Raw genomic sequence first — 19,229 nt, forward strand, 5'->3', positions numbered from 1 at the left:
CGGAGTCTCCGTTTTAACTGGAGAACGAGGACGTGCGCTAGTGCCCAGCTAATGTCAGATACTACAACATATTTTCAATCTTCGTATTGGAAAAGGAACATGGTATTACTCATGCTCTTGAAGTGGTGTACGATCGACATTCTTGATTAATTTTTCTTTAAAAATCTGGACGATATGCAGCGGAATTCGAAATTTCTCTGCAAGCTCGACGCTTGTGATATCGGGATGATCATTCAGCTCTTTTCGAATCCAAGCATGTATATCATTTTTCCGCATATTACACCTTCCCTCATCGATTATTGATTCCTATGAACCATCTAGATCGTTATAGGCGTTATGCCAATCCCCGTGTATCCCGTATTGGTTAACGGTATTGAGGTAACCGTGTTGGATGATGTGTTAATGATTGAAATGTTGGGACTCAGTGTATTCGTTACATACGCTCTTGTACCATCTGGAGTAATTGCGATACCGTTCGGACTATCTCCAACCGTGATTGTTGGAGCAATAACCGTGTTGGCAGCAATATGAATGATGGATACAGTATCTGAGCCGGCATTCGTGACATAGGCCCGAGATCCGTCAGGCATAATCGCGATTCCGGTAGGGTTATTTCCGACCGGGATGGTCGCAATGACTACGTTGGAGGCGGTATCGATGACGGAGACAGAGGCGCTTGAGAAATTGGTGACGTACGCTCGAGTACTATCCGGCGTAATGGCGACCTCCTGAGGCAATAAACCAACCGGTATTGGCAAGCCGAGTACTGTATTCGAAGCCGTATCGATAACGGTAACGGTTCCATCGGTTGAGTTAACGACATAGGCTCGCAAGCCGTTCGGCGTAATGGCAATTCCGTTAGGACCGGCCCCTACGGGTATTGGCGTTCCGATGGCCATATTTATGGTCGTTTCGATGACAGAGACCGTGCTGTCAATAAAATTCGTGACGTATACCCGCGAACCATCCGGCGTGATGGCATTTCGATTGGCACCATCTCCAACCGGAATTGGCGGGCCGATGATGGTGTTGGAGGCGGTATCAATCACTTGGACATTATCATCGCTAAAATTAGTTACATAGGCACGAGTACCGTCAGGGGTGAAGACAATATCGTTTGGACTATCTCCGACTGGTATGAAGCCCATTATGGTATTTGTAGCCGTATTAATGACGGTGATGACATCGTTGAAAGCAAATAAAGCATAAGCGAAGGGACCGTGGTCCACGGAATTAATGGAGCATACCGGAATGATTCGCGTTCCGAATACACCGGTAAGAATAACCGTTCCTTCTCCGGTTCGCAAAATCCGACCCTCGATACTATCGGTGAAGCCGGAAGTCGAAACCGAAATGTATTGATTGTCTAATTGCAGCAAAGTATCCCTCAATTCTTCAAAACAGGGACCCGTTGGACTTTCACCCGCAGGTCCTTGAAGACCTTGAGGACCCTGAGCGCCTTGAGGGCCTGGTACTCCCTGAGCACCTTGAGGACCCGGGATTCCCTGCGGTCCCGGTGGACCTGGAATGCCCGGAGGTCCCGGTAGGCCCGGGATTCCCTGTGAACCTTGTACCCCTGCAGCTCCGTTTATGATCGTGGGCGGTGGACATTTTACCCGGATCACTTTCCTTCTGGTAATAATACATCGACGTTTTTTCTTTTTCGGTTTACGTATGAGAATCATTTTTTTCTTCCGACAGCGTTTGACCTTCCTAGATGGACACCCCATCCGCGAACACCTCCCCTTGAATTGGTATATCATACGTATCCTGTGCATGTGTTGAGTGCACAAGTACCCAGTGGGCTCATAAACAGACACCTATTTTTTTTGACGGCTGTATCATTTATAATAATGAAGCTGGGCAGAATCAGATAAATTTGAAGATATAACAGAGTGTTAATTTAAAGGAATTACTGTAAAGGTTAAAATATGTAATAGCTATACTACTACGGTAACTTTGGAGTGATGGCGTGTGATTAGATCAGTGGATGTACCCTCCTGAAATAGAACGAAATTATTTTAGGAGGGCAAAAATGATGAAGTTTCACATTATTAATGTTGAAGAGTGGACGAGAAAGCCTTATTACGAGCATTATCTTCGATCGAATAAATGTACCTTCAGTATCACCGTGGATATCGACATTACTCGCTTGCTGTATTCTTTAAAAACTAATGGATTCAAGCTTTATCCAGCTTTTATTTATATGGTTACAAGAGTTGTCAATGACCGGGTTGAATTCAAAACTTCCTATAGTCCCGAAGGGGAATTGGGTTACTGGGATCGAATGACGCCGAGTTATACCTTTTTCCATAACGATGACCATACGTTCTCCTGTTTATGGACAGCATTTTCGAATGATTTCTATCGATTCCATGATCATTACGAGCAGGACATGGAGCAAAATCGGGATACAAAGGGGCTGTTCGTTAAAGAGAATCCACCTCCGAACACGTTTCCCATATCCATGATACCCTGGGCAAGCTTTAGCGGATTTAATCTAAACATTGTCAATGAAGCAGACTATCTTCTTCCCATCATAACCGGCGGAAAATATACCGAGCAGGGTGGCCGTATGCTGCTTCCAGTCTCATTGCAGGTGCACCATGCTGTGTGTGATGGTTATCATGCCAGCATGTTTTTTCAGGAGTTGCAAAGGTTGGCGGATTCTTTTGACGATTGGTTAACATAATACATGCTCAAAATGAGCAAGATTCATGATCAAAATGAACAAGATTCATGATCAAAATGARCAAGATTCATGATMAAAATGAGCAAGATTCATGATCCACATGAGCAAGAAAAGACGACTGCGATGCAGTCGTCTTTTCTGTTTGCCAATTCTATCGAAATGATACAACATCCTCATATAATCTTCACAAGTTGAAGCGTGCTTTCGATGTGCGAAAGCATGCCGTGAGATGGCTGCTTAAGCAGGGCATCCATTGAACAGTAGAACGATGCGGGAAGAATCGCTATAGGCGGGAATCGGCCTATTTTGGGCACATGCGGGGAGAAGATGCTATGCTATATGCAGAGATTCGCTCGTTATGGAGTTCGTGTGGAGGGCCGATTCTATATGCGCCTATTAAGAAGATTAAGAGGACACAGGATCCGCTATTACACCATAATCACGGACTAATCCCCCGAAAATCTCACAATAGCGGATCTCTTGTCCGCAAATTGTTGTGAAATGGGTAAAAATAAGGAAATAGCGGAACCAGTGTCCTCAAATATCGCAACTCAATTGGATGTTAACGATACCGGGTGGCGGTATCCTAACGTGGGGTCTGTACGCGGCTAATCGCGGCTGAGCTGAATTATAGTTGAACGCGGGGCTCGGCCTTTTTGTGACACATACGGACAGAAGGCAGAAGAGGTAGGCAAACATGCTGCGATTCGCTTATAAGGGAATCATGAGGCTAGAGGATCGATATTATGCCGAAATCGGCATGTTCTAGGCACATATGGAGAGAAGAGGTCAAGCTACATATACCGGAATTCGCCCATAATGGGGATCAAGAGGACAGAGGATCCGTTATTTTGCGGAAATCGGCCGATTATGGAGTTTATGCGGACACAGGATCCGCTATTGCACCATAATCACGGACTAATCCCCAAAAAATCTCGCAATAGCGGATCTCTTGTCCGCCTATTGTTGTGAATCGGGTAGAAACAAGGAAATAGCGGAACCAGTGTCCGCAAATATCGCAACTCAATGGATGTTAACGATACCGGGTGGCGGTATCCTAACGTGGGGTCTGTACGCGGCTAATCGCGGCTGAGCTGAATTATAGTTGAACGCGGGGCTCGGCCTTTTTGTGACACATACGGACAGAAGGCAGAAGAGGTAGGCAAAAACTTACGCCGTTACATAACGGGTAAGCTTTTTGAATGTTCCTCCTTTCTTCTCATTAGTTTTCCGTTGAAACAAAACGTTATTACTGTGACATTCTTCCGATAAGGTTACTGTTCTTAATTACTGTGACATTCTTCCGATACGGTATCTGTTCTTAATTACTATGACATTCTTCCGATACGGTATTTGTTCTCATTACTGTGTCATTCTTCCGAAAGGTATCTGTTCCCATTACTGTGACATTCTTCCGATAAGGTTACTGTTCTTAATTACTGTGACATTCTTCCGATAAGGTTACTGTTCTAAGGTTACTGTTCTTAATTACTGTGACATTCTTCCGATAAGGTTACTGTTCTTAATTACTGTGACATTCTTCCGATACGGTATCTGTTCTCATTACTGTGTCATTCTTCCGAAAGGTTACTGTTCTTAATTACTGTGACATTCTTCCGATAAGGTTACTGTTCTTATTACTGTGACATTTTTCCGAAAAGGTATCTGTTCTTAATTACTGTGACATTCTCCGATAAGGTTACTGTTCTTAATTACTGTGACATTTTTCCGAAAAGGTGTCTGTTCTTAATTACTGTGACATTTTTCCGAAAAGGTGTCTGTTCTCATTACTGTGACATTCTTCCGAAAAGGTATCTGTTCTTAAACACTGTGTCGTTCTTCCGATAAGATATCTGTTCTTACGAGAGCGACCGATTTCCGGCCGGTACCCAATAATCCCTCTCACCAGAAAATGAGAAGGATTGAAGAATAGCGATCTATGATGCTTTAGCTGATGTCAGCAGCGTTAAGTCCAGTTGTTCTTGATCCAGCTGATGGCAGCGGGAAGTAACGGCAAATGCTCCGATAGCGAACACTACTGCAGCCCAAGGCAGGTATTCAAGGCCGACGTTATCCACGACAAGGCTGCCCAGCAGGGAACCGATGGCGATACCCAAATTGGATGCAACCGGCATGAGTGTGGAAGCGAAGTCCTTGGAGCCGGGTGAAGATTCATCCGCCAGGTCAATCAGGTATAGCTGAACGGCGGTACTGAGTGCAAAGGAAAAGCAGGCGACCAGCATTAACGACACTAAGGCCATCCAGGGGAGTGATAGGGTAAGGGCAAGAGCCATCATAATCATCGCTTGGATGGTGAAAATCACTTTCAATTTAACCCTTGAATTGCCTTGTGCTACCTTGGCCCCGAGCCAATTGCTAAGAATCGTGAAAGCGCCGTAAGCGAGCAGAACAGTGCTGATCCATTGCTGCGGAATCCCCATCACATTTTCCAATAGCGGCGTTATGTACGTGTATACAATAAAAACGGAGCCTACGCCAAGGACCGGAATGAAGAAGGCAAGTCGGATTCGCCTGTTCTTGAACAAAGCAAATTGCTGTTTCATGGAGCTTACGCTAATCGTATTGCTCTTGGGCATGACGGCCAGCATCAAGGCTAGCGGGATGATCCCAACCAATGATGTAACAATGAAAGCCGTTTGCCATCCTGCCATCTGGCCGATCTGCGTTCCGACGGGAACGCCAAGGACATTGGCAATCGAGAAACCTCCGATGATCCAGGCAACCGCACCGGCTCTGCGGGAAGCGCTCATATGCTCGCTGGTCGCGGCAATCGCCAGCGATAAGGTTAGTCCGCACAGCATCGCGGTCATGACGCGAATGAATAACATGACGGGGTACGTAGTGGCAAAGATGGTCAAATAATTAAACACTAACACTGCTATATACGCTGTCAGAATGGTAACATGCCGTGGTATGCGTCCGAGCAGCGTAACGGCAAACGGCGTTCCGAGGGCATATGCAATGGCGAAGCTGGATACGAGGACGCCGGCTGCGGCAAGCGAAATGCTGAGACTTACGCTAATGTCTTTTAACAATCCAACAATGACATATTCGGTAGTACCTAGTACAAAGGCGGCAAACGTAAAGGCGATAATAAAGATGGTCTCTCGTGTTCTGGTCATGGTTGTCTCTTCTCCTGATTTCTCTTTTTGTATGCTTCGATCTTACGTTATGAAAGGCTTTTCAAGTCAAGCCTGAAATGAGGATTTCACAGAGATGCTCCTCCACCTTCATGCTATAATGTAGGAAAAAAAGTGGAGTAGGTGGATATCTTGCCGAATCAAACTTCCAAACGCTCATGGCGTGCGGACAAACTATCGCAGATCGGTTCTTCCATATTTGCCGAGGTCAGCGAGTGGAAACAAGAGGCTTTTCAAGCAGGAAGACATATTATCGACTTAAGCATCGGCAGCCCTGACCGTGGCCCTTCCGAGGATATCCGTGGGGTGCTGAGCCAAGAAGCGCTGAAAGCAGATAATTATACATATCCAGGCACAAGAGGAACCATGGAGTTCCGGGAGCAGTCGGCGGCTTGGATGCAGCATCGATTTGGCGTAAATGTTAATCCGGATACCGAAATCCTGGCTTTGATGGGCTCCCAGGATGGACTGTCGCATCTGGCTCAGGCCATATGTAATCCGGGGGATGTGGCCATTGTGCCGAATCCGGGGTATCCGATTTATGCGGGAGCGCTAGCGATTGCAGGCGTAACGCCTTGGTATCTTCCACTGAAGGAGGAGTTTGGATTCGTGCCGGATCTGGACAGCATTCCGGAAGAGATTTGGGCGAAAGCGACCTTCATCCTGCTGAATTTTCCGGGGAATCCGATTGCGGTCCGGGCAGATCTTGCTTTTTTTGAAAAGTTGGTTGGTTTGGCGAAAAAATGGGACGTGCTGATCGTCCATGACCTTGCCTATTCTGAAATGGGTTTTGACGGCTACCGCCCCATGAGTATTCTGCAGGTTCCGGGTGCCATCGACATCGCGGTAGAATTCCACTCCTTCTCCAAGAGCTTTAACATGGCAGGCTGTCGCATCGGCTTTCTTGCCGGTCATGAGGAAGCAGTGAGCGCGCTGCGGGAGTACAAAAGCAACATTGATTTCGGCGTATTCAAGCCTGTACAGATTGCGGCTGTCCATGCACTGCGTCAAGCTATGGCATCTGCCGATGAGGAACAGGGTGTCGCTTCGCTATATGAACAACGGCGTGATGTCCTCGTGGCATCACTTGCCGAAGCGGGATGGGTTGTTCCTAAGCCACAGGCCACGATGTTCCTATGGGCACGGCTTCCTGAAGCATTTCGTGATCTTCAATGGAGCTCACGCCGTTTCGCCCGCGAATTACTGCTGGAAACCGGCGTTGCGGTTATTCCTGGAGATGCTTTCGGCTCCGAAGGAGAAGGCTACGTGCGAATCGCGTTAGTTCAGGAAGAGGCGGCCCTGCGCGAAGCGGCGTTGCGAATAGGAACGTTTATTCAGGGGAGTAAGTCTCCGGCACCGAGGGCATCCGAACCTTTGTCATGAAAGACGGGAGCGGAGTAACGGGGGATTGGATTGGAAGCTTTACATTACGACGCGTGACGGCCATGTTATGAACCTACTGATACAAGCAGGGAGCATTAATCTAGTTGCTATAATTGAATGGTTCGTTCGAGTCATTTGCATATCCAATGTAAATAAGGGTGAGCACACTTGCGGAACTATGTCCCTATACAAGCACCAACGATAGAGAAGCCTGCTTCGGATTCTTCTTATGCTTATCAAGAATATCTGCCAAGCCCGCCATTAACACCTTATGTGGCCTGTTATTGGACCTTGGATTATCAAGCTTCGTCACTTCAGCAGCCGCTTCATCGCATTCTTCCTGACGGTTGCGTCGATATTATATTTAATCTGAAGGCACGGGATGCTTCAACCTCCGGCTTCATTACCGGACTGATGTCATCTTACGAAGCCATGAGACTCACGCAGGATCAGTCACTGTTCGGTATTCGTTTTTTTGCGGAAACCGTCCGCCCATTCATACATTATCCAGCTTCCGATTTCCGTGAGGGTCCTGTATTCTTGGAGGAAGCATGGGGGCTGGAAGTGAATCAGCTGAACGAGGAAATGGTCGCGGCTCTGGATTCCGCTCACCGAATGGAATTGGTTGAAAGATTCTTAATGGGCGTCTTAGGCCGGAGCAACGTCCGTTCCGAGCCGCTGCTAGAGAACAGCATGCAGTATCTGTACGCTGCTAAAGGGAGAATTACGGTTCGCGCCATGGCGGAAAAACTTAATTATAGTGAGAGAAACATAAGAAGAACATTTCAGAAGGAATTGGGCGTCAGCCCGAAGGTCATGACGGAGATTATTCGTTTTCAAAACATGCTGCAGGAATTGCATCAGGCCAAGCCGACAAGGTTTACTGATATCGCTGCCCGCTACGGGTACTATGATCAACCTCATTTTATTAACAACTTCAGGCGTTTATATGGCATGTCACCGAAACAGGCTTTGAAGTGATCGATGATGGAACTCTCGCCGTGTAGGCGCACGTTGTCCGTTTTTTACAATCTTTTGATAGAGCCATCGGCGAAAATGTAAAAGAGGTAACGATGATGATGCATAGGAGGTAACGCGATTATGAAGGCACGTATATCCGTACTTACAATCGGCGTTGATGACCTGGAGCGGTCATTGAAGTTTTACCGTGATGGACTCGGCCTATCTACCGAAGGGATTATTGGGACAGAATTTGAACATGGGGCTGTAGCATTTTTTGACTTGCAAGCAGGCGTGAAACTGGCGATATGGAATCGCAAGGATCTGTCAGTTGAGGCGAATGTTCCTCTATCTCCTCCGAGTTCCTCGGAGTTTACCATCGGTCACAACGTCGGCAGCAAGGAAGAAGTGGATGAGGTGATGGAGCAAGCCAGCAGGGCGGGTGCGACGGTAACCGTGCCGGCACAAGACACATTCTGGGGGGGCTACTCCGGCCACTTTCTCGATCCGGACGGGCACTTATGGGAGATTTGCTGGAATCCTGCCTGGCATCTTGATATTTCGTAACGGATGTGATAAATTAATCAACGATTGTTGTGCAACTGAATAAACATATTTACATGTATAACCTCATTAATATGGTCTGAGGGTCTCTACCAGGAACCGTAAAATCCTGATTACAGAAAATGTTTCTCATTTTTTGTAATCAGGATTTTTTGTTGTTTATAAGCAAATATGACATCGAAGAAAGGGGATTCCATTCCAGATGAATCTAAAAGTATTAATTCTAGCGATATCAACGATATCCGTCGGGCTGGTTGAACTTATTGTTGGCGGAATACTCCCGCTTATCGCGGACGACTTGCATATTTCACTCGGTGCGGCTGGTCAGCTCATTACCGTGTTCGCCCTGGTCTATGCCGTAGCTGGACCGGTTCTCCTTGCGCTGACGGCAAGAGTGGAGCGGAAACGGCTCTATATGATTTCTTTATTCGTTTTCTTCATCGGTAACTTGCTGGCTTATCTAAGGCCAAGTTTTCCGCTGTTAATGGCTGCCAGAATATTAACCGCCATGAGCACAGCGCTGATTATCGTGTTATCGTTGACCATTACCGCCAAGGTGGTTGAGCCTGCACATCGGGCGAAAGCATTAGGCGTGATTTATATGGGGATCAGCTCGTCATTGGTGCTTGGCGTACCGCTCGGCATTTTGATCAGTGAAGCTTTTGGATGGAGGATATTATTCCTCGGTATCGGCATTCTGTCGATTGGCTCCATGATCTTGATCTATATGTTCCTGGATCGGATCAAGCCTGAAAATATCACACCGTTATCCGTTCAGCTCAAGGCGCTCGGCAAATCGAAAATCGCTGGAGCGCATCTCGCCACCTTGTTCATGCTTGCAGGGCACTACACCATTTATGCATACTTCACGCCGTTTCTTGAATCGGAGCTTGGGCTGAGTCCGTACTGGATCAGCATCTGTTACTTCCTGTTCGGACTATCCGCAGTCGGCGGTGGGGCGTTTGGAGGCGCCCTCGCCGACCGGCTGGGCTCGAACAAGAGCATTGTAATCATCATTACGTCATTCATGCTGGTGCTGTTTCTACTCCCGTTCTCTACATTCTCAATCGGCGTATTTTTAGTCGTGATGATGGTATGGGGTGCATTAAGCTGGAGTCTGGCTCCTCCGCTGCAGAATTATTTGATTCAAGTGGATCCGGGCTCGTCCGATATCCAGCAGAGTTTTAACAATTCCGCGCTGCAAATCGGTATTGCACTAGGATCTGCTATCGGTGGCCTCGTGTTAGAGCAGGGAGGTACCGTAGCGAGTACGTCTTGGGTAGGCGGAGGAATCGTCATGGTGTCGCTAATTTGCGCCGTGTATTCCTTAACGAGACCTGCGCTCTCGTTGAAAACAAGCAAATAGTCCATTTCTGCAAATCAAAAGGCAGCTGCGACCGCGCAGCTGCCTTTTTTTCTTCATTGGAAGCATAAGGGATAAACTCGAGCTGCAGGCAAAGATACGGTTGCGTTTCAAGCAGTTATGTAGAATGGGTGGAATTGACACCGAATCAAAATAACCTTAATATTAAATTGTTTCCTATGAATAAATATTTGGATAGTTCATTTGAATACAATCTTAATTTATGGGTTTATATTTATTCTCGTGAAACAATAATCAAAAGTAAAGGAGGCGTAGTATGGCTGGATGACTAGAAATATCTTTTCTTTCCGGGGTGTAACTTCTATTGTATACTCATATTGTTTCTTGCGAAACGAACTTTGGTTATAATGAAAAAAACAATGAGTCGAGGAGCTTGCATAATCATGAGCACGAACAAAATGATAAAAAACGCTATCCATGAAAATTTTATTCAATTTCTGCAACAAAAAGAACAATATGAGAACCGGTTAAGCAGCTCTTTTATCGAAGAACTCCGGAAAATAATAGAGATAGAATCCACCCTAAACATAACGGAACTGCATACGATCGCGTGTATTGGGGAGCAAGAACCGATTAATGTCACTTCCATTGCCGAGACCATGAACTTAAGCAAAGGGAATACCTCGAAGATAACCAATAAATTATTGAAGGCGGGGTGGGTGCGCAAGGCCCAGCTCAATGATAACAAAAAAGAAGTGTACTTTCGGCTAACGGCGGCCGGAAAAAGGCTTTTTGCCATCCATGATGAGTTCCATATCAAGGAGCAGGAGAGGATGAACGAGTTTTTGGAAAGATATAGCGATTCCGAACTTGACTTCATTAAGCGGTTATTTGGAGATTTGGCTGACTTTTATCATTAAGAATATGTTCGCTGTTGCGATCCTTGAGGAGAGTTGGAGGGGGATTCAAGCGTGCAATGGCTGGGGAGTGAAAACATGAATTTCATGAAGACGATCAGAGAACGAAGAAGCATCCGCAAGTTTAACTCCATCCCCGTGGACCAGGAGCTGGTGATAGATTTACTCTACGCTGCACGGCAGCTTTACCCTTCCAGAGAGGAAGTGGCCTTCCGAAGCGTTTATGCGGGGACGGCGGATGCGAAGGAACGTTTGGCTTCCAGTATGCTGGAACCCTTGGTGAAGAACAGGCTGGTCAAATGGCTGCCGGAGAAGGTTCGGGATTTCGTTCGGAAGAGGGTCACCGATATACCTGGCCACCTCATTATTATTGCCTCTACTGATGCGGACAGAAGGAAAAGTGATATGAATTATGCAGCGGTCTGCGGGATCATGCAAAATTTTCAGCTTCTTGCCTGGCAACGTCGGCTCGGTACATTGTGGGACACTGAACCGATGATGCAAAGCAAGGAATTATTCGATCTGTTGAAACTGCAGTCCAATGAGAGACTGGTTGGTATTTTTCATTTGGGTTATTTCGATAAGGCTCCTAGAGGCAGAGCACGAACACAAGCAGAAAAGAAATGGACGATATTAACGAGCGGAGGAGGGGGCATTGGATGAGTTATAGCGCTAGACCCGTTTCCGAGAATCATATTTTGGAATTGTTGAATGTTGCTGTATGGGCTCCTAATGACGGAATGCGGGAACCTTGGCGGTTTATATTTATCGGTTCTGACAACACAAACGTGCTATCTAATTTACAGGATCAGGCTCCGGCGTATCTGATATTGGTCATTAAGGAAGATCAGGATCCGCATAAAAGAGAAGAGGATTACGCAGCGGCAAGCTGCCTCATGCAAAATTTCCGTCTGCTTGCTCAGGATCGCATGCTCCATGTACGAATGACGATGAATGACTGGATTTATGATAGAGCATGCACCCGTCGATTTGGTGTTCATGATGGTGAACGGATCGTTGCCGTGCTGGAAATGGGATATGGTGGACAATCCATAGAGCCTGTGAAGGTAGGGGTAGAGGACACACCTGACCTTACCTTTGAGTTGTTGTAGATGATGCCCTGCAAGCCTACGATAAGGATCACATGATATACTCACAAGAGTCGCCAAATAGGCGGCTTTTCGTATTTTTATGTATCACTAACGGCGCATGAATATAGACAGTCGTAGCTGCTATTGATCGATGATGATCTGGGAAGATTGACGCTGTCTCATAGTATGGAAGCAAATAGGCAGGAAAGTACTTGTTGTTCGTTGAATATATCCGAATACATACTGCAATCGCAGGAGGAGAACAACATGAAGTCGATCACCGTTCAAAGTATTACGGAAATTTTTCATTTGGAAGTATTGGCAGGAGCCAATCGCATGGATCGTATGATTACCCGTCCACAGACGCACAGGCCGGGGCTGGAGTTTGTCGGGTATTTCGATTTTTTTCCTATGGAGCGCGTGCAGGTGCTCGGGCGCAAGGAAATCAACTATTTACTGACGCTTACCATAGAAGAACGCAAGTTACATATCGGGAATATCGTCAAATATCATCCGCCGTGCTTTATTGTCACGTCAGGACAGCAGGAGATTCCTTATCTGACCCTTTTCTGTAACCAAGAGGGCATACCGTTATTGCGGACAACAGAGACGACTACGGAATTTATCGCCAAGTTGGACAGTTATTTGGTGAAGACATTGGCACCGGAGATGTCAATCCATGCGGTATGTGTGAATGTATCGGGCATAGGAATCCTGCTTCGGGGTAAATCCGGGATTGGCAAAAGCGAGACAGCTCACACCTTGATCAGACGAGGTCACCGGTTTGTGGCAGACGATATAGTTGTGCTTAAAAAGCTGGGCCCTTCGACTCTTCTTGGCACACACAATGAGACAACCCGCGAGTTTCTGGCGCTGCGAAGCATCGGTCTGATCAATGTCGTTCGTCAATACGGGCGCACGGCATTTCAGGACGAAACACGAATCGTGCTCGATATTGAGCTGTCGCCTTGGCGTGAAAATTCCCTAAACAACGAGCTGGAGGCGGTGCCTCAGTTTACAGAGTATTTAGGCATTCAAATTCCGCATATCGAGGTTCAGCTTCAGCCGGGACGCGACGTCGCCAGTCTGATCGAGGCGGCGGCCAACAATTGGTACCTGAAACAACTCGGATACAGCGCGGCTGAAGACTTTATGAAACGGATCGAAAACGAAATGCAGTCGTAAGGCGGCGTGTGGCTAACAACGGAACACTTTCTATCCCGTATTTTGTCGTGAATGATGCTCGAGCCGCGATTATGGTTTGATTATCCCTTCCGCGTTCTACTCCGCTGTCAGCAGCATATATTTTCTGAGAATAACGCTATTGGGAGGGGCAAGATCAATGAGTGATCCCTTGTATGAGCACCGGTTTTGGCTACAGATTCTTGGCGACCACTGTCGTTTTATTTTTACCGCACTTTCCCCCAAGGAAAAAGGGGATATCGCTACAGCAGAGTCCTTAATGGCTAGATTTGATATGCTGCTTGGGGAGTCGCGGCGACCCGATGCCTCCACATTCATCGAGAAACTGACGAAGGATGCCTATAAAGCCACTTATGAACTGCGCGAGTTCAAGCTGAAATTGCTGGAACGACAGCTTGCAGGCAAAATTGATTTTCTTCTGACACCTTCCTTTGTCAATCATATGGTAAATGAATTGGAGGAATACCTGCGGATATTACAGGCGTTACAAGAAGGTAAGGGCGTACCTCTGTTTCATCCCTTGCACTATGATATGGTTTGGCTCCAGGATGCATTTGGTCATGCAGCAAGCCTGGCGGCCGATCTTGATTTTGCTGAAAAGCCGTTAATTGCAAAAAGCATGGCGTTTCAAAAAGATTTTGAAGGCTTTTATCTAAAGGCGGTAGAAATGACGGGTTATTTAAGGACCCATTTAAAGGATTTTCCTGCTATGCGTAAATTCCACGCTGATATAGATCTGGAAATGAGGGTGTTCATGCACTTTTTGGCAGAACTCGAAGAATTTGAACTGCGCGGGGAGGTGCTGGACCGGATTAATCCGCTGATGCCAGATCATATGTATCGTGAAGAGTGCTACTATTTGTCCAAGTTGGCTGCCCTGGGTGAAATACAGAATCCGAACTGCGATCCGACAAAGCCGAGAGTCACGGGTTGAAGAATAGTAACGTAAGCCATGCATCTGATCGAAAGCTTGTCTAGCAATGCATGCTAATGAGGTGCCTCAGGAACTAAGCAGGGTAGCCCGCGAACTATGAAGATAATCGGACGCCCCCAGTACGCCGCAATAAGATGCGATTAGTTTCAATGGATTTTGGAGCAGTTTGCCAGCATCAAAATGAAAGGAGCCGCAAAATTGCGGCTCTTTTTCACTTATAAGGTGATCCTCATCAACAATTTCTTCAACAGGGACATAGGAATTTAATAAAAGGAATTGAATGAATTCGGACGAATACTTTCAATAGATCATCTCGTTGATGGGAAACTGCAATGCGTTATTAGTCAGTGGGTGCCGTCCCGATAAAGTGGAGTTGACCAAAACCAAGAAAGCGCGGGGTGTAGTTGAAGGGGGAAAAGTGATGAATTCGAGTCAAAATCTGGGAAGGCCGAATGTTCTGCTCATTACAGTCGATCAGATGCGCTTTGATTGTCTCAGCATAGCGGGTCATCCTGTCGTCGAGACGCCTAATCTGGACGAGCTTGCGAGGACTGGTGTGCGGTTTAGCCGTGCATATTCAGCCACACCGACCTGTGTGCCTGCAAGGGCAGCCATATTCACCGGGCAATCACAGCGGGCACATGGCCGGGTCGGCTACCAGGACTGTGTGCCATGGGAGTACAAGAGAACGCTGCCGGGGGAACTGGCCGGTGCCGGTTATCATACACAGTGTATCGGAAAAATGCACGTCTACCCCGCACGAAATCTGATGGGGTTCCACAATGTCATGCTCCACGACGGTTATCTGCATCACAACCGTAATTACCATAGTATTCCGATGCAGGAGCATTACGATCAAGTCGATGATTATTTGCCATGGCTTCGTGAGAGAGTGCCCGGCGCGGATATGCTTGATCTCGGTCTGGATTGCAACGCATCGACCGTCGCCCGTCCTTGGCATTTGGCAGAAATGCAGCATCCGACGAATTGGGTGGTAACACAGTCTATTGATTTTCTGCGTCGCCGGGATCCCGGAAAGCCATTCTTCCTGTGGATGTCTTTTGTCAGGCCCCATCCACCGTTCGATCCCCCGCAGGCGTATCTGGATCTGTATGAGGATGCCGATATTCCGGAGCCGCCGGTTGGTGATTGGGCGCAGACGGAGGACCCCAATCTGGAAGGGTACTCCCCTATCACAGGGCGGGGACTGGTACCGAAAAGCCGCTTGCGTAAAGCGATGGCTGCCTATTACGCCCTCATTACGCATCTTGATCACCAAATTGGCCGCTTCTTGCAATCGTTGAATGAATATGGCGAGCTGCAGAATACCGTGATTCTGTTTACATCGGACCATGGTGAGCTGCTTGGAGACCACCATTTATTCCGGAAGTCTCTTCCGTATGAAGGAAGCACCCATGTGCCGTTTATCGTCAACGATCCGGGCAACCGATTAGGCTTGCAGCGCGGCATGGTGGCGGATCAAGTGGTGGAAATGCGGGATATTATGCCTTCGCTGCTGGAGGCGGCTGGCGTGCCTATACCGGATACGGTCGAAGGAGAAAGTATCTGGAGACTTGCCTCGGCAGGAAAGGAAGAAGGGCTAAGCACTCAGACTTGGCGTCATCATCTGCATGGCGAGCATGCACAAGGGGTGCAGTCCAATCACTGGGTGACCGATGGGAAGGAAAAGTACATTTGGTTCTCCCAAACGGGTGAGGAGCAATTTTTTGACCTGGTTCTTGATCCGCTAGAACTGCATAATGCGATTGCGGATGAAGATCGTCAAGATCGCATCAGATATTGGCGCTCTGTGCTCATACAAGAGCTCGATGGACGTGAGGAGGGGTATACGGATGGGCAGCAGCTGATCATAGGCCGGAAACCAACCGCAACACTATCCCATATCTTGAATGGAGCGGATCATATCCGATCAGATCGATTTTCTCCAGCGGAATTTTCCGTAAATCCTACCACCCAATAGAGGAGGATTCGGTTCTATTCTGATACAATGGAGATACATCCTTATAGAAACGAAGCTGAATATATGAAAATTGAACTAGGACAACAACAAATAGAATGTCATGTAGAATACGGCCCCCGCCAAAAGATGTCCATCCATATCGATCCTTCAGGTCTGGTTACGGTGAAGGCGCCGAATCATACAGGTGATGATGTCGTGATAAAGGCCGTAAGGCAGTATGGGGATAAAATTTTGAAACAACTGCAAGCGATTGAGTCCGCTCGAAATGCTCCGAAGGTGAAAGCATACGAAGAGAGTGGCAAGTTTCTGCATCTTGGCCAATATTATTCGCTTGATGAGTTAATTGAGACCCATGGGCTGACGGAAGATGCGCTCCAACATGAGCTGAAGAAGTTCTACTTTGCCAGCTGCAAGAAGGTGATCGGGGAGAGGATTAAGATCTATCAGAAGCAGCTGAAAGTCTCGCCTAAATCCTTCACCATTGAGGAGTCGCGAACGAAGTGGGGCAGCTGCAGCTCTTCCAAACATCTCACCTTCAATTACCGTCTTGCGATGGCGCCCCGTGAGGTCATTGACTATGTGGTCATTCATGAGCTCTGCCATCTCATTCACATGAATCATGATCGCTCTTTCTGGCGACTTGTTGGCAGCGTAATGAAGGATTACAAAGCGAAGGAAGCGTTCCTGGCGAAGTATGGACACGCCATGACTCTATAATATGATGGAGAACAAGCTGCACAGAATGCGTTAGCATGGACGTAAACAAGCAGCTGAGATCTGGCCAAACGAAACGAATCAAAGTCAATAACAAAAACACATGCAGCAAGGCCGAGCCGCCAATTTGGCGGTTTTTTTTGTTTATTATCCGTTAACTGCGGCGTTGTGTCTTTCCATATAATCCAAAACGATGTAATATCTAATTAGATATTCGTTTAATTTAACGATTATCTAATTGATGGATGTATGAAAGGAATGAAGATATGAGCACAGAGTTTTTCCTTGTCAGACATGCTGAGAAAGAAAAGCGAGTTGGAGATGTTTCCATTTCACCCAAAGGAATAAAGCAGGCTCGTAAAACGGCAAAACATTTTAGTAAAATGTCCATTGATAAAATGATTAGCAGCCCGCTGAATAGAGCAACGCAGACCGCTCAGATTGTGGCTGAAGCAATTCATATAACCGTATCAGAGGACAGTCGCTTACGGGAACGTGCGAATTGGGGAGACTCGCCTGGTCAAACGTTTGAGGAGTTTGTTGAGATGTGGAATCGCTGCACCAAGGAACGAGACTATATGCCTCCAGTTGGAGATTCCGCAAAAAGAGCCGGTGAGCGGTTGACTTCCTGCTTATTAGAGCTGTCCCATCAACATCCATACGAAACCATTGTTATTGTGACTCATGGCGGTTTGATCACAGACTTTATGGTAAACGAGTTTACCGAGGAAGAGTTGAACCATAAACACCCGAACTTTATCATTTCACAAAGTAATCTGGTCCCAGAATGTTCTATAACTCATATCAGGTGTTGTAATGGTCGCTTTACATTAATCGATTTTGCCAACACAGCTCACTTAACCTGTTGACAAAAATCCGAATTTCGGGTTTTATCAACATTCCTTCGCTCCGAATGGGCGGCCGCCATTGGGAACTCGCATCAGCTGCAACTGATGGCAATGGATCTGTCGGCGAATTACACATTGACCTTGGGCACGGAAAGCGATGATGATTGCAGTAGATTATGGAATCATGAAGGGTTATCCCAACAACATGTTGAAACCCCAATCTCATGCTAGCCGTGCTGAAGCGATTACCGTGATTTGGCGCGCCATCGAGGTAAAATAAAAAGGCGTGGATTAACGAGTGTTGAATAAAAGAAGGACTTGTTGGCATTTAGCCACAAGTTCTTTTTTCTGTGGGTGTCAACGCCCCCTCATCATGTAAGTATGATAAAGTAGAACTCAGCAGACAAATATGTTGTCTCCCGGCTAGTGTTCGAATATATATAACTGAGTTTATTGATGCGACAGGTGAAAGGAGGAAATATGTTAACGACACAGCAACTACAAGAGATTGAACAATTGCAAAAAGAGTGTGAAATTCATGATCATGTACAACTGAAGCTTAACTGGGACATGCTTAGAGAACGCAAAACGGAGCCGTTCGATTATTTTCATTATAATGAGAATGGCGAACTTATAGCATTTTTAGGTCTGTATGCGTTTGGTTCTACTGTCGAGGTATGCGGCATGGTAAAGCCAAGTGAACGTCGAAAAGGACATTTTGGGCGGTTGTTTCACCTGGCAATGGAATATGTAAAATCAAATGGATACAAGAAAATCTTGCTGAACGCGCCTGCGGGATCCGATGCGGCAGTATTCTTTTTGAATAAACAAGGTGCTGAATATGCATTCTCGGAGCATCAAATGGAATGGCGGCATACACCTCTGGAGGACACGGACGATATTCTTCTGAGACAGGCAACCGAAGAGGATTTCGAAATGAGCGTTCATTTATCCGTAACGGCGTTCGGATTGGACGAGGATGACGCCAGAGCGATGGAAAACCACCGTTTTGCGGATCATGCGGATATGCTCATGATTGACGTGAACGAAGAAACGGTTGGAAAACTTCGGGTGAGCCGTGAAGAGGGGCAGGCGTGGATTTATGGTTTCTCCATTTTGCCGGAATATCAGGGCAGAGGCATAGGCAGAAAAGCGCTTCGCCAAGTCGTTAAAGAGCAAAGCTCTGCCGGTTATACGGTACACTTAGAAGTCGAAACGAGAAACGACCATGCTTTGAGATTATATGAGTCGGTTGGATTTGAGGGAGTGCATGTACAAAATTATTATAAATATGAATGCAAATGACAAAATGATATAAGTGCAGAAAAGTCGCCATTATGGTCATAACCCTGTCAAGTAGACAGTACAAAAAAGACATGATTTAAGCTGCGGCCGTTTCCCGGTATTCTACCGGGGAACGGTCGTTTAATTTTTTCTGGAATCGGTTCTGGTTGTAG

General features: G+C 46.7%; 17 protein-coding genes, 1 pseudogene and 1 riboswitch. Of the genes and pseudogenes, 15 read left to right on the plus strand and 3 right to left on the minus strand.

Going from position 1 to position 19,229, the window contains the following annotated elements; translation table 11 throughout:
- Nucleotides 1-105 precede the first annotated feature (105 nt).
- Together ACPV3A_RS15860 and ACPV3A_RS15865 are read right to left on the minus strand one after the other, a co-directional pair.
- The gene (locus ACPV3A_RS15860; protein ID WP_220684899.1) at nt 106-276 is read right to left on the minus strand and encodes a hypothetical protein; all 171 of its coding nucleotides are present in this window, start codon (nt 274-276) and stop codon (nt 106-108) included.
- A 41-nt stretch (nt 277-317) separates the two neighbouring features.
- Nucleotides 318-1,379 carry a beta-propeller fold lactonase family protein gene (locus ACPV3A_RS15865; RefSeq protein WP_426200214.1) on the minus strand — a complete coding sequence of 354 codons (1,062 nt, stop codon included), beginning with the start codon at nt 1,377-1,379 and terminating at the stop codon, nt 318-320.
- Between the two features lie 659 nt (nt 1,380-2,038).
- On the opposite strand from ACPV3A_RS15865, the gene catA reads away from it, so the two are divergent.
- A complete protein-coding gene (gene catA / locus ACPV3A_RS15870) occupies nt 2,039-2,692 on the plus strand; it encodes a type A chloramphenicol O-acetyltransferase (RefSeq protein ID WP_426200215.1) in 654 nt (217 codons plus the stop codon).
- 1,937 nt (nt 2,693-4,629) lie between these two features.
- On the opposite strand, the gene ACPV3A_RS15875 is transcribed toward catA, so the two are convergent.
- Nucleotides 4,630-5,835, minus strand: coding sequence for an MFS transporter (locus ACPV3A_RS15875; protein WP_194543162.1), 1,206 nt, complete (start codon nt 5,833-5,835; stop codon nt 4,630-4,632).
- A gap of 150 nt (nt 5,836-5,985) precedes the next feature.
- Here ACPV3A_RS15875 and ACPV3A_RS15880 point away from each other — a divergent pair, with 150 nt between their 5' ends.
- From ACPV3A_RS15880 to ACPV3A_RS15945, 14 genes and pseudogenes are all read left to right on the plus strand, one after another.
- The gene (locus tag ACPV3A_RS15880; protein ID WP_426200216.1) at nt 5,986-7,236 is read left to right on the plus strand and encodes an aminotransferase class I/II-fold pyridoxal phosphate-dependent enzyme; all 1,251 of its coding nucleotides are present in this window, start codon (nt 5,986-5,988) and stop codon (nt 7,234-7,236) included.
- Between the two features lie 168 nt (nt 7,237-7,404).
- Nucleotides 7,405-8,217 (plus strand): helix-turn-helix transcriptional regulator, encoded by an 813-nt coding sequence (locus tag ACPV3A_RS15885; protein ID WP_339217869.1) that lies wholly within the window; start codon nt 7,405-7,407, stop codon nt 8,215-8,217.
- Nucleotides 8,218-8,337: 120 nt separating this feature from the next.
- Nucleotides 8,338-8,763 carry a VOC family protein gene (locus ACPV3A_RS15890; RefSeq protein ID WP_194543159.1) on the plus strand — a complete coding sequence of 142 codons (426 nt, stop codon included), beginning with the start codon at nt 8,338-8,340 and terminating at the stop codon, nt 8,761-8,763.
- Between the two features lie 33 nt (nt 8,764-8,796).
- A riboswitch (purine riboswitch) is annotated at nt 8,797-8,896 on the plus strand.
- Between the two features lie 66 nt (nt 8,897-8,962).
- Nucleotides 8,963-10,126, plus strand: a complete 1,164-nt coding sequence (locus ACPV3A_RS15895) for an MFS transporter (protein ID WP_426200217.1) — start codon at nt 8,963-8,965, stop codon at nt 10,124-10,126.
- 401 nt (nt 10,127-10,527) lie between these two features.
- A complete protein-coding gene (locus ACPV3A_RS15900) occupies nt 10,528-11,004 on the plus strand; it encodes a MarR family transcriptional regulator (protein WP_220684906.1) in 477 nt (158 codons plus the stop codon).
- Nucleotides 11,005-11,079: 75 nt separating this feature from the next.
- A complete protein-coding gene (locus ACPV3A_RS15905; RefSeq protein ID WP_426200218.1) occupies nt 11,080-11,664 on the plus strand; it encodes a nitroreductase family protein in 585 nt (194 codons plus the stop codon).
- Nucleotides 11,661-12,113: a nitroreductase family protein gene (locus tag ACPV3A_RS15910; protein WP_220684907.1), complete on the plus strand. Its 453-nt coding sequence runs from the start codon at nt 11,661-11,663 to the stop codon at nt 12,111-12,113. The genes ACPV3A_RS15905 and ACPV3A_RS15910 overlap by 4 nt, the downstream gene beginning before the upstream one ends.
- Nucleotides 12,114-12,359: 246 nt before the next feature.
- Nucleotides 12,360-13,277, plus strand: a complete 918-nt coding sequence (gene hprK / locus ACPV3A_RS15915; protein WP_071218491.1) for an HPr(Ser) kinase/phosphatase — start codon at nt 12,360-12,362, stop codon at nt 13,275-13,277.
- Between the two features lie 157 nt (nt 13,278-13,434).
- A complete protein-coding gene (locus tag ACPV3A_RS15920; protein WP_194543156.1) occupies nt 13,435-14,229 on the plus strand; it encodes a DUF2935 domain-containing protein in 795 nt (264 codons plus the stop codon).
- 421 nt (nt 14,230-14,650) lie between these two features.
- On the plus strand, nt 14,651-16,210 hold the full coding sequence (locus ACPV3A_RS15925) for an arylsulfatase (RefSeq protein ID WP_426200219.1): 1,560 nt from the start codon (nt 14,651-14,653) through the stop codon (nt 16,208-16,210).
- 63 nt (nt 16,211-16,273) lie between these two features.
- A complete protein-coding gene (locus tag ACPV3A_RS15930) occupies nt 16,274-16,927 on the plus strand; it encodes a SprT family zinc-dependent metalloprotease (protein ID WP_339217855.1) in 654 nt (217 codons plus the stop codon).
- 263 nt (nt 16,928-17,190) lie between these two features.
- On the plus strand, nt 17,191-17,793 hold the full coding sequence (locus ACPV3A_RS15935; RefSeq protein WP_339217853.1) for a histidine phosphatase family protein: 603 nt from the start codon (nt 17,191-17,193) through the stop codon (nt 17,791-17,793).
- Nucleotides 17,794-17,923: 130 nt separating this feature from the next.
- Nucleotides 17,924-18,052: pseudogene (locus ACPV3A_RS15940) on the plus strand (S-layer homology domain-containing protein); the annotation flags it as partial.
- 200 nt (nt 18,053-18,252) lie between these two features.
- A complete protein-coding gene (locus ACPV3A_RS15945; RefSeq protein WP_426200220.1) occupies nt 18,253-19,077 on the plus strand; it encodes a GNAT family N-acetyltransferase in 825 nt (274 codons plus the stop codon).
- Nucleotides 19,078-19,229: the final 152 nt, after the last annotated feature.

Origin of the sequence: Paenibacillus sp. Dod16 (assembly GCF_049893405.1) — a bacterium.
In the GTDB taxonomy this organism is placed as follows: domain Bacteria; phylum Bacillota; class Bacilli; order Paenibacillales; family Paenibacillaceae; genus Paenibacillus_AQ.

What these genes read in the sequence shown, in the direction of transcription:
- ACPV3A_RS15875 (WP_194543162.1), bottom strand. Translation starts at nt 5,835, where the DNA reads ATGACCAGAACACGAGAGACCATCTTTATTATCGCCTTTACGTTTGCC.
- ACPV3A_RS15930 (WP_339217855.1), top strand. Translation starts at nt 16,274, where the DNA reads ATGAAAATTGAACTAGGACAACAACAAATAGAATGTCATGTAGAATAC.
- ACPV3A_RS15910 (WP_220684907.1), top strand. Translation starts at nt 11,661, where the DNA reads ATGAGTTATAGCGCTAGACCCGTTTCCGAGAATCATATTTTGGAATTG.
- hprK (WP_071218491.1), top strand. Translation starts at nt 12,360, where the DNA reads ATGAAGTCGATCACCGTTCAAAGTATTACGGAAATTTTTCATTTGGAA.
- ACPV3A_RS15900 (WP_220684906.1), top strand. Translation starts at nt 10,528, where the DNA reads ATGAGCACGAACAAAATGATAAAAAACGCTATCCATGAAAATTTTATT.
- ACPV3A_RS15920 (WP_194543156.1), top strand. Translation starts at nt 13,435, where the DNA reads ATGAGTGATCCCTTGTATGAGCACCGGTTTTGGCTACAGATTCTTGGC.
- ACPV3A_RS15895 (WP_426200217.1), top strand. Translation starts at nt 8,963, where the DNA reads ATGAATCTAAAAGTATTAATTCTAGCGATATCAACGATATCCGTCGGG.
- ACPV3A_RS15945 (WP_426200220.1), top strand. Translation starts at nt 18,253, where the DNA reads ATGTTAACGACACAGCAACTACAAGAGATTGAACAATTGCAAAAAGAG.
- ACPV3A_RS15905 (WP_426200218.1), top strand. Translation starts at nt 11,080, where the DNA reads ATGAATTTCATGAAGACGATCAGAGAACGAAGAAGCATCCGCAAGTTT.
- ACPV3A_RS15925 (WP_426200219.1), top strand. Translation starts at nt 14,651, where the DNA reads ATGAATTCGAGTCAAAATCTGGGAAGGCCGAATGTTCTGCTCATTACA.
- catA (WP_426200215.1), top strand. Translation starts at nt 2,039, where the DNA reads ATGAAGTTTCACATTATTAATGTTGAAGAGTGGACGAGAAAGCCTTAT.
- ACPV3A_RS15935 (WP_339217853.1), top strand. Translation starts at nt 17,191, where the DNA reads ATGAGCACAGAGTTTTTCCTTGTCAGACATGCTGAGAAAGAAAAGCGA.
- ACPV3A_RS15890 (WP_194543159.1), top strand. Translation starts at nt 8,338, where the DNA reads ATGAAGGCACGTATATCCGTACTTACAATCGGCGTTGATGACCTGGAG.
- ACPV3A_RS15860 (WP_220684899.1), bottom strand. Translation starts at nt 276, where the DNA reads ATGCGGAAAAATGATATACATGCTTGGATTCGAAAAGAGCTGAATGAT.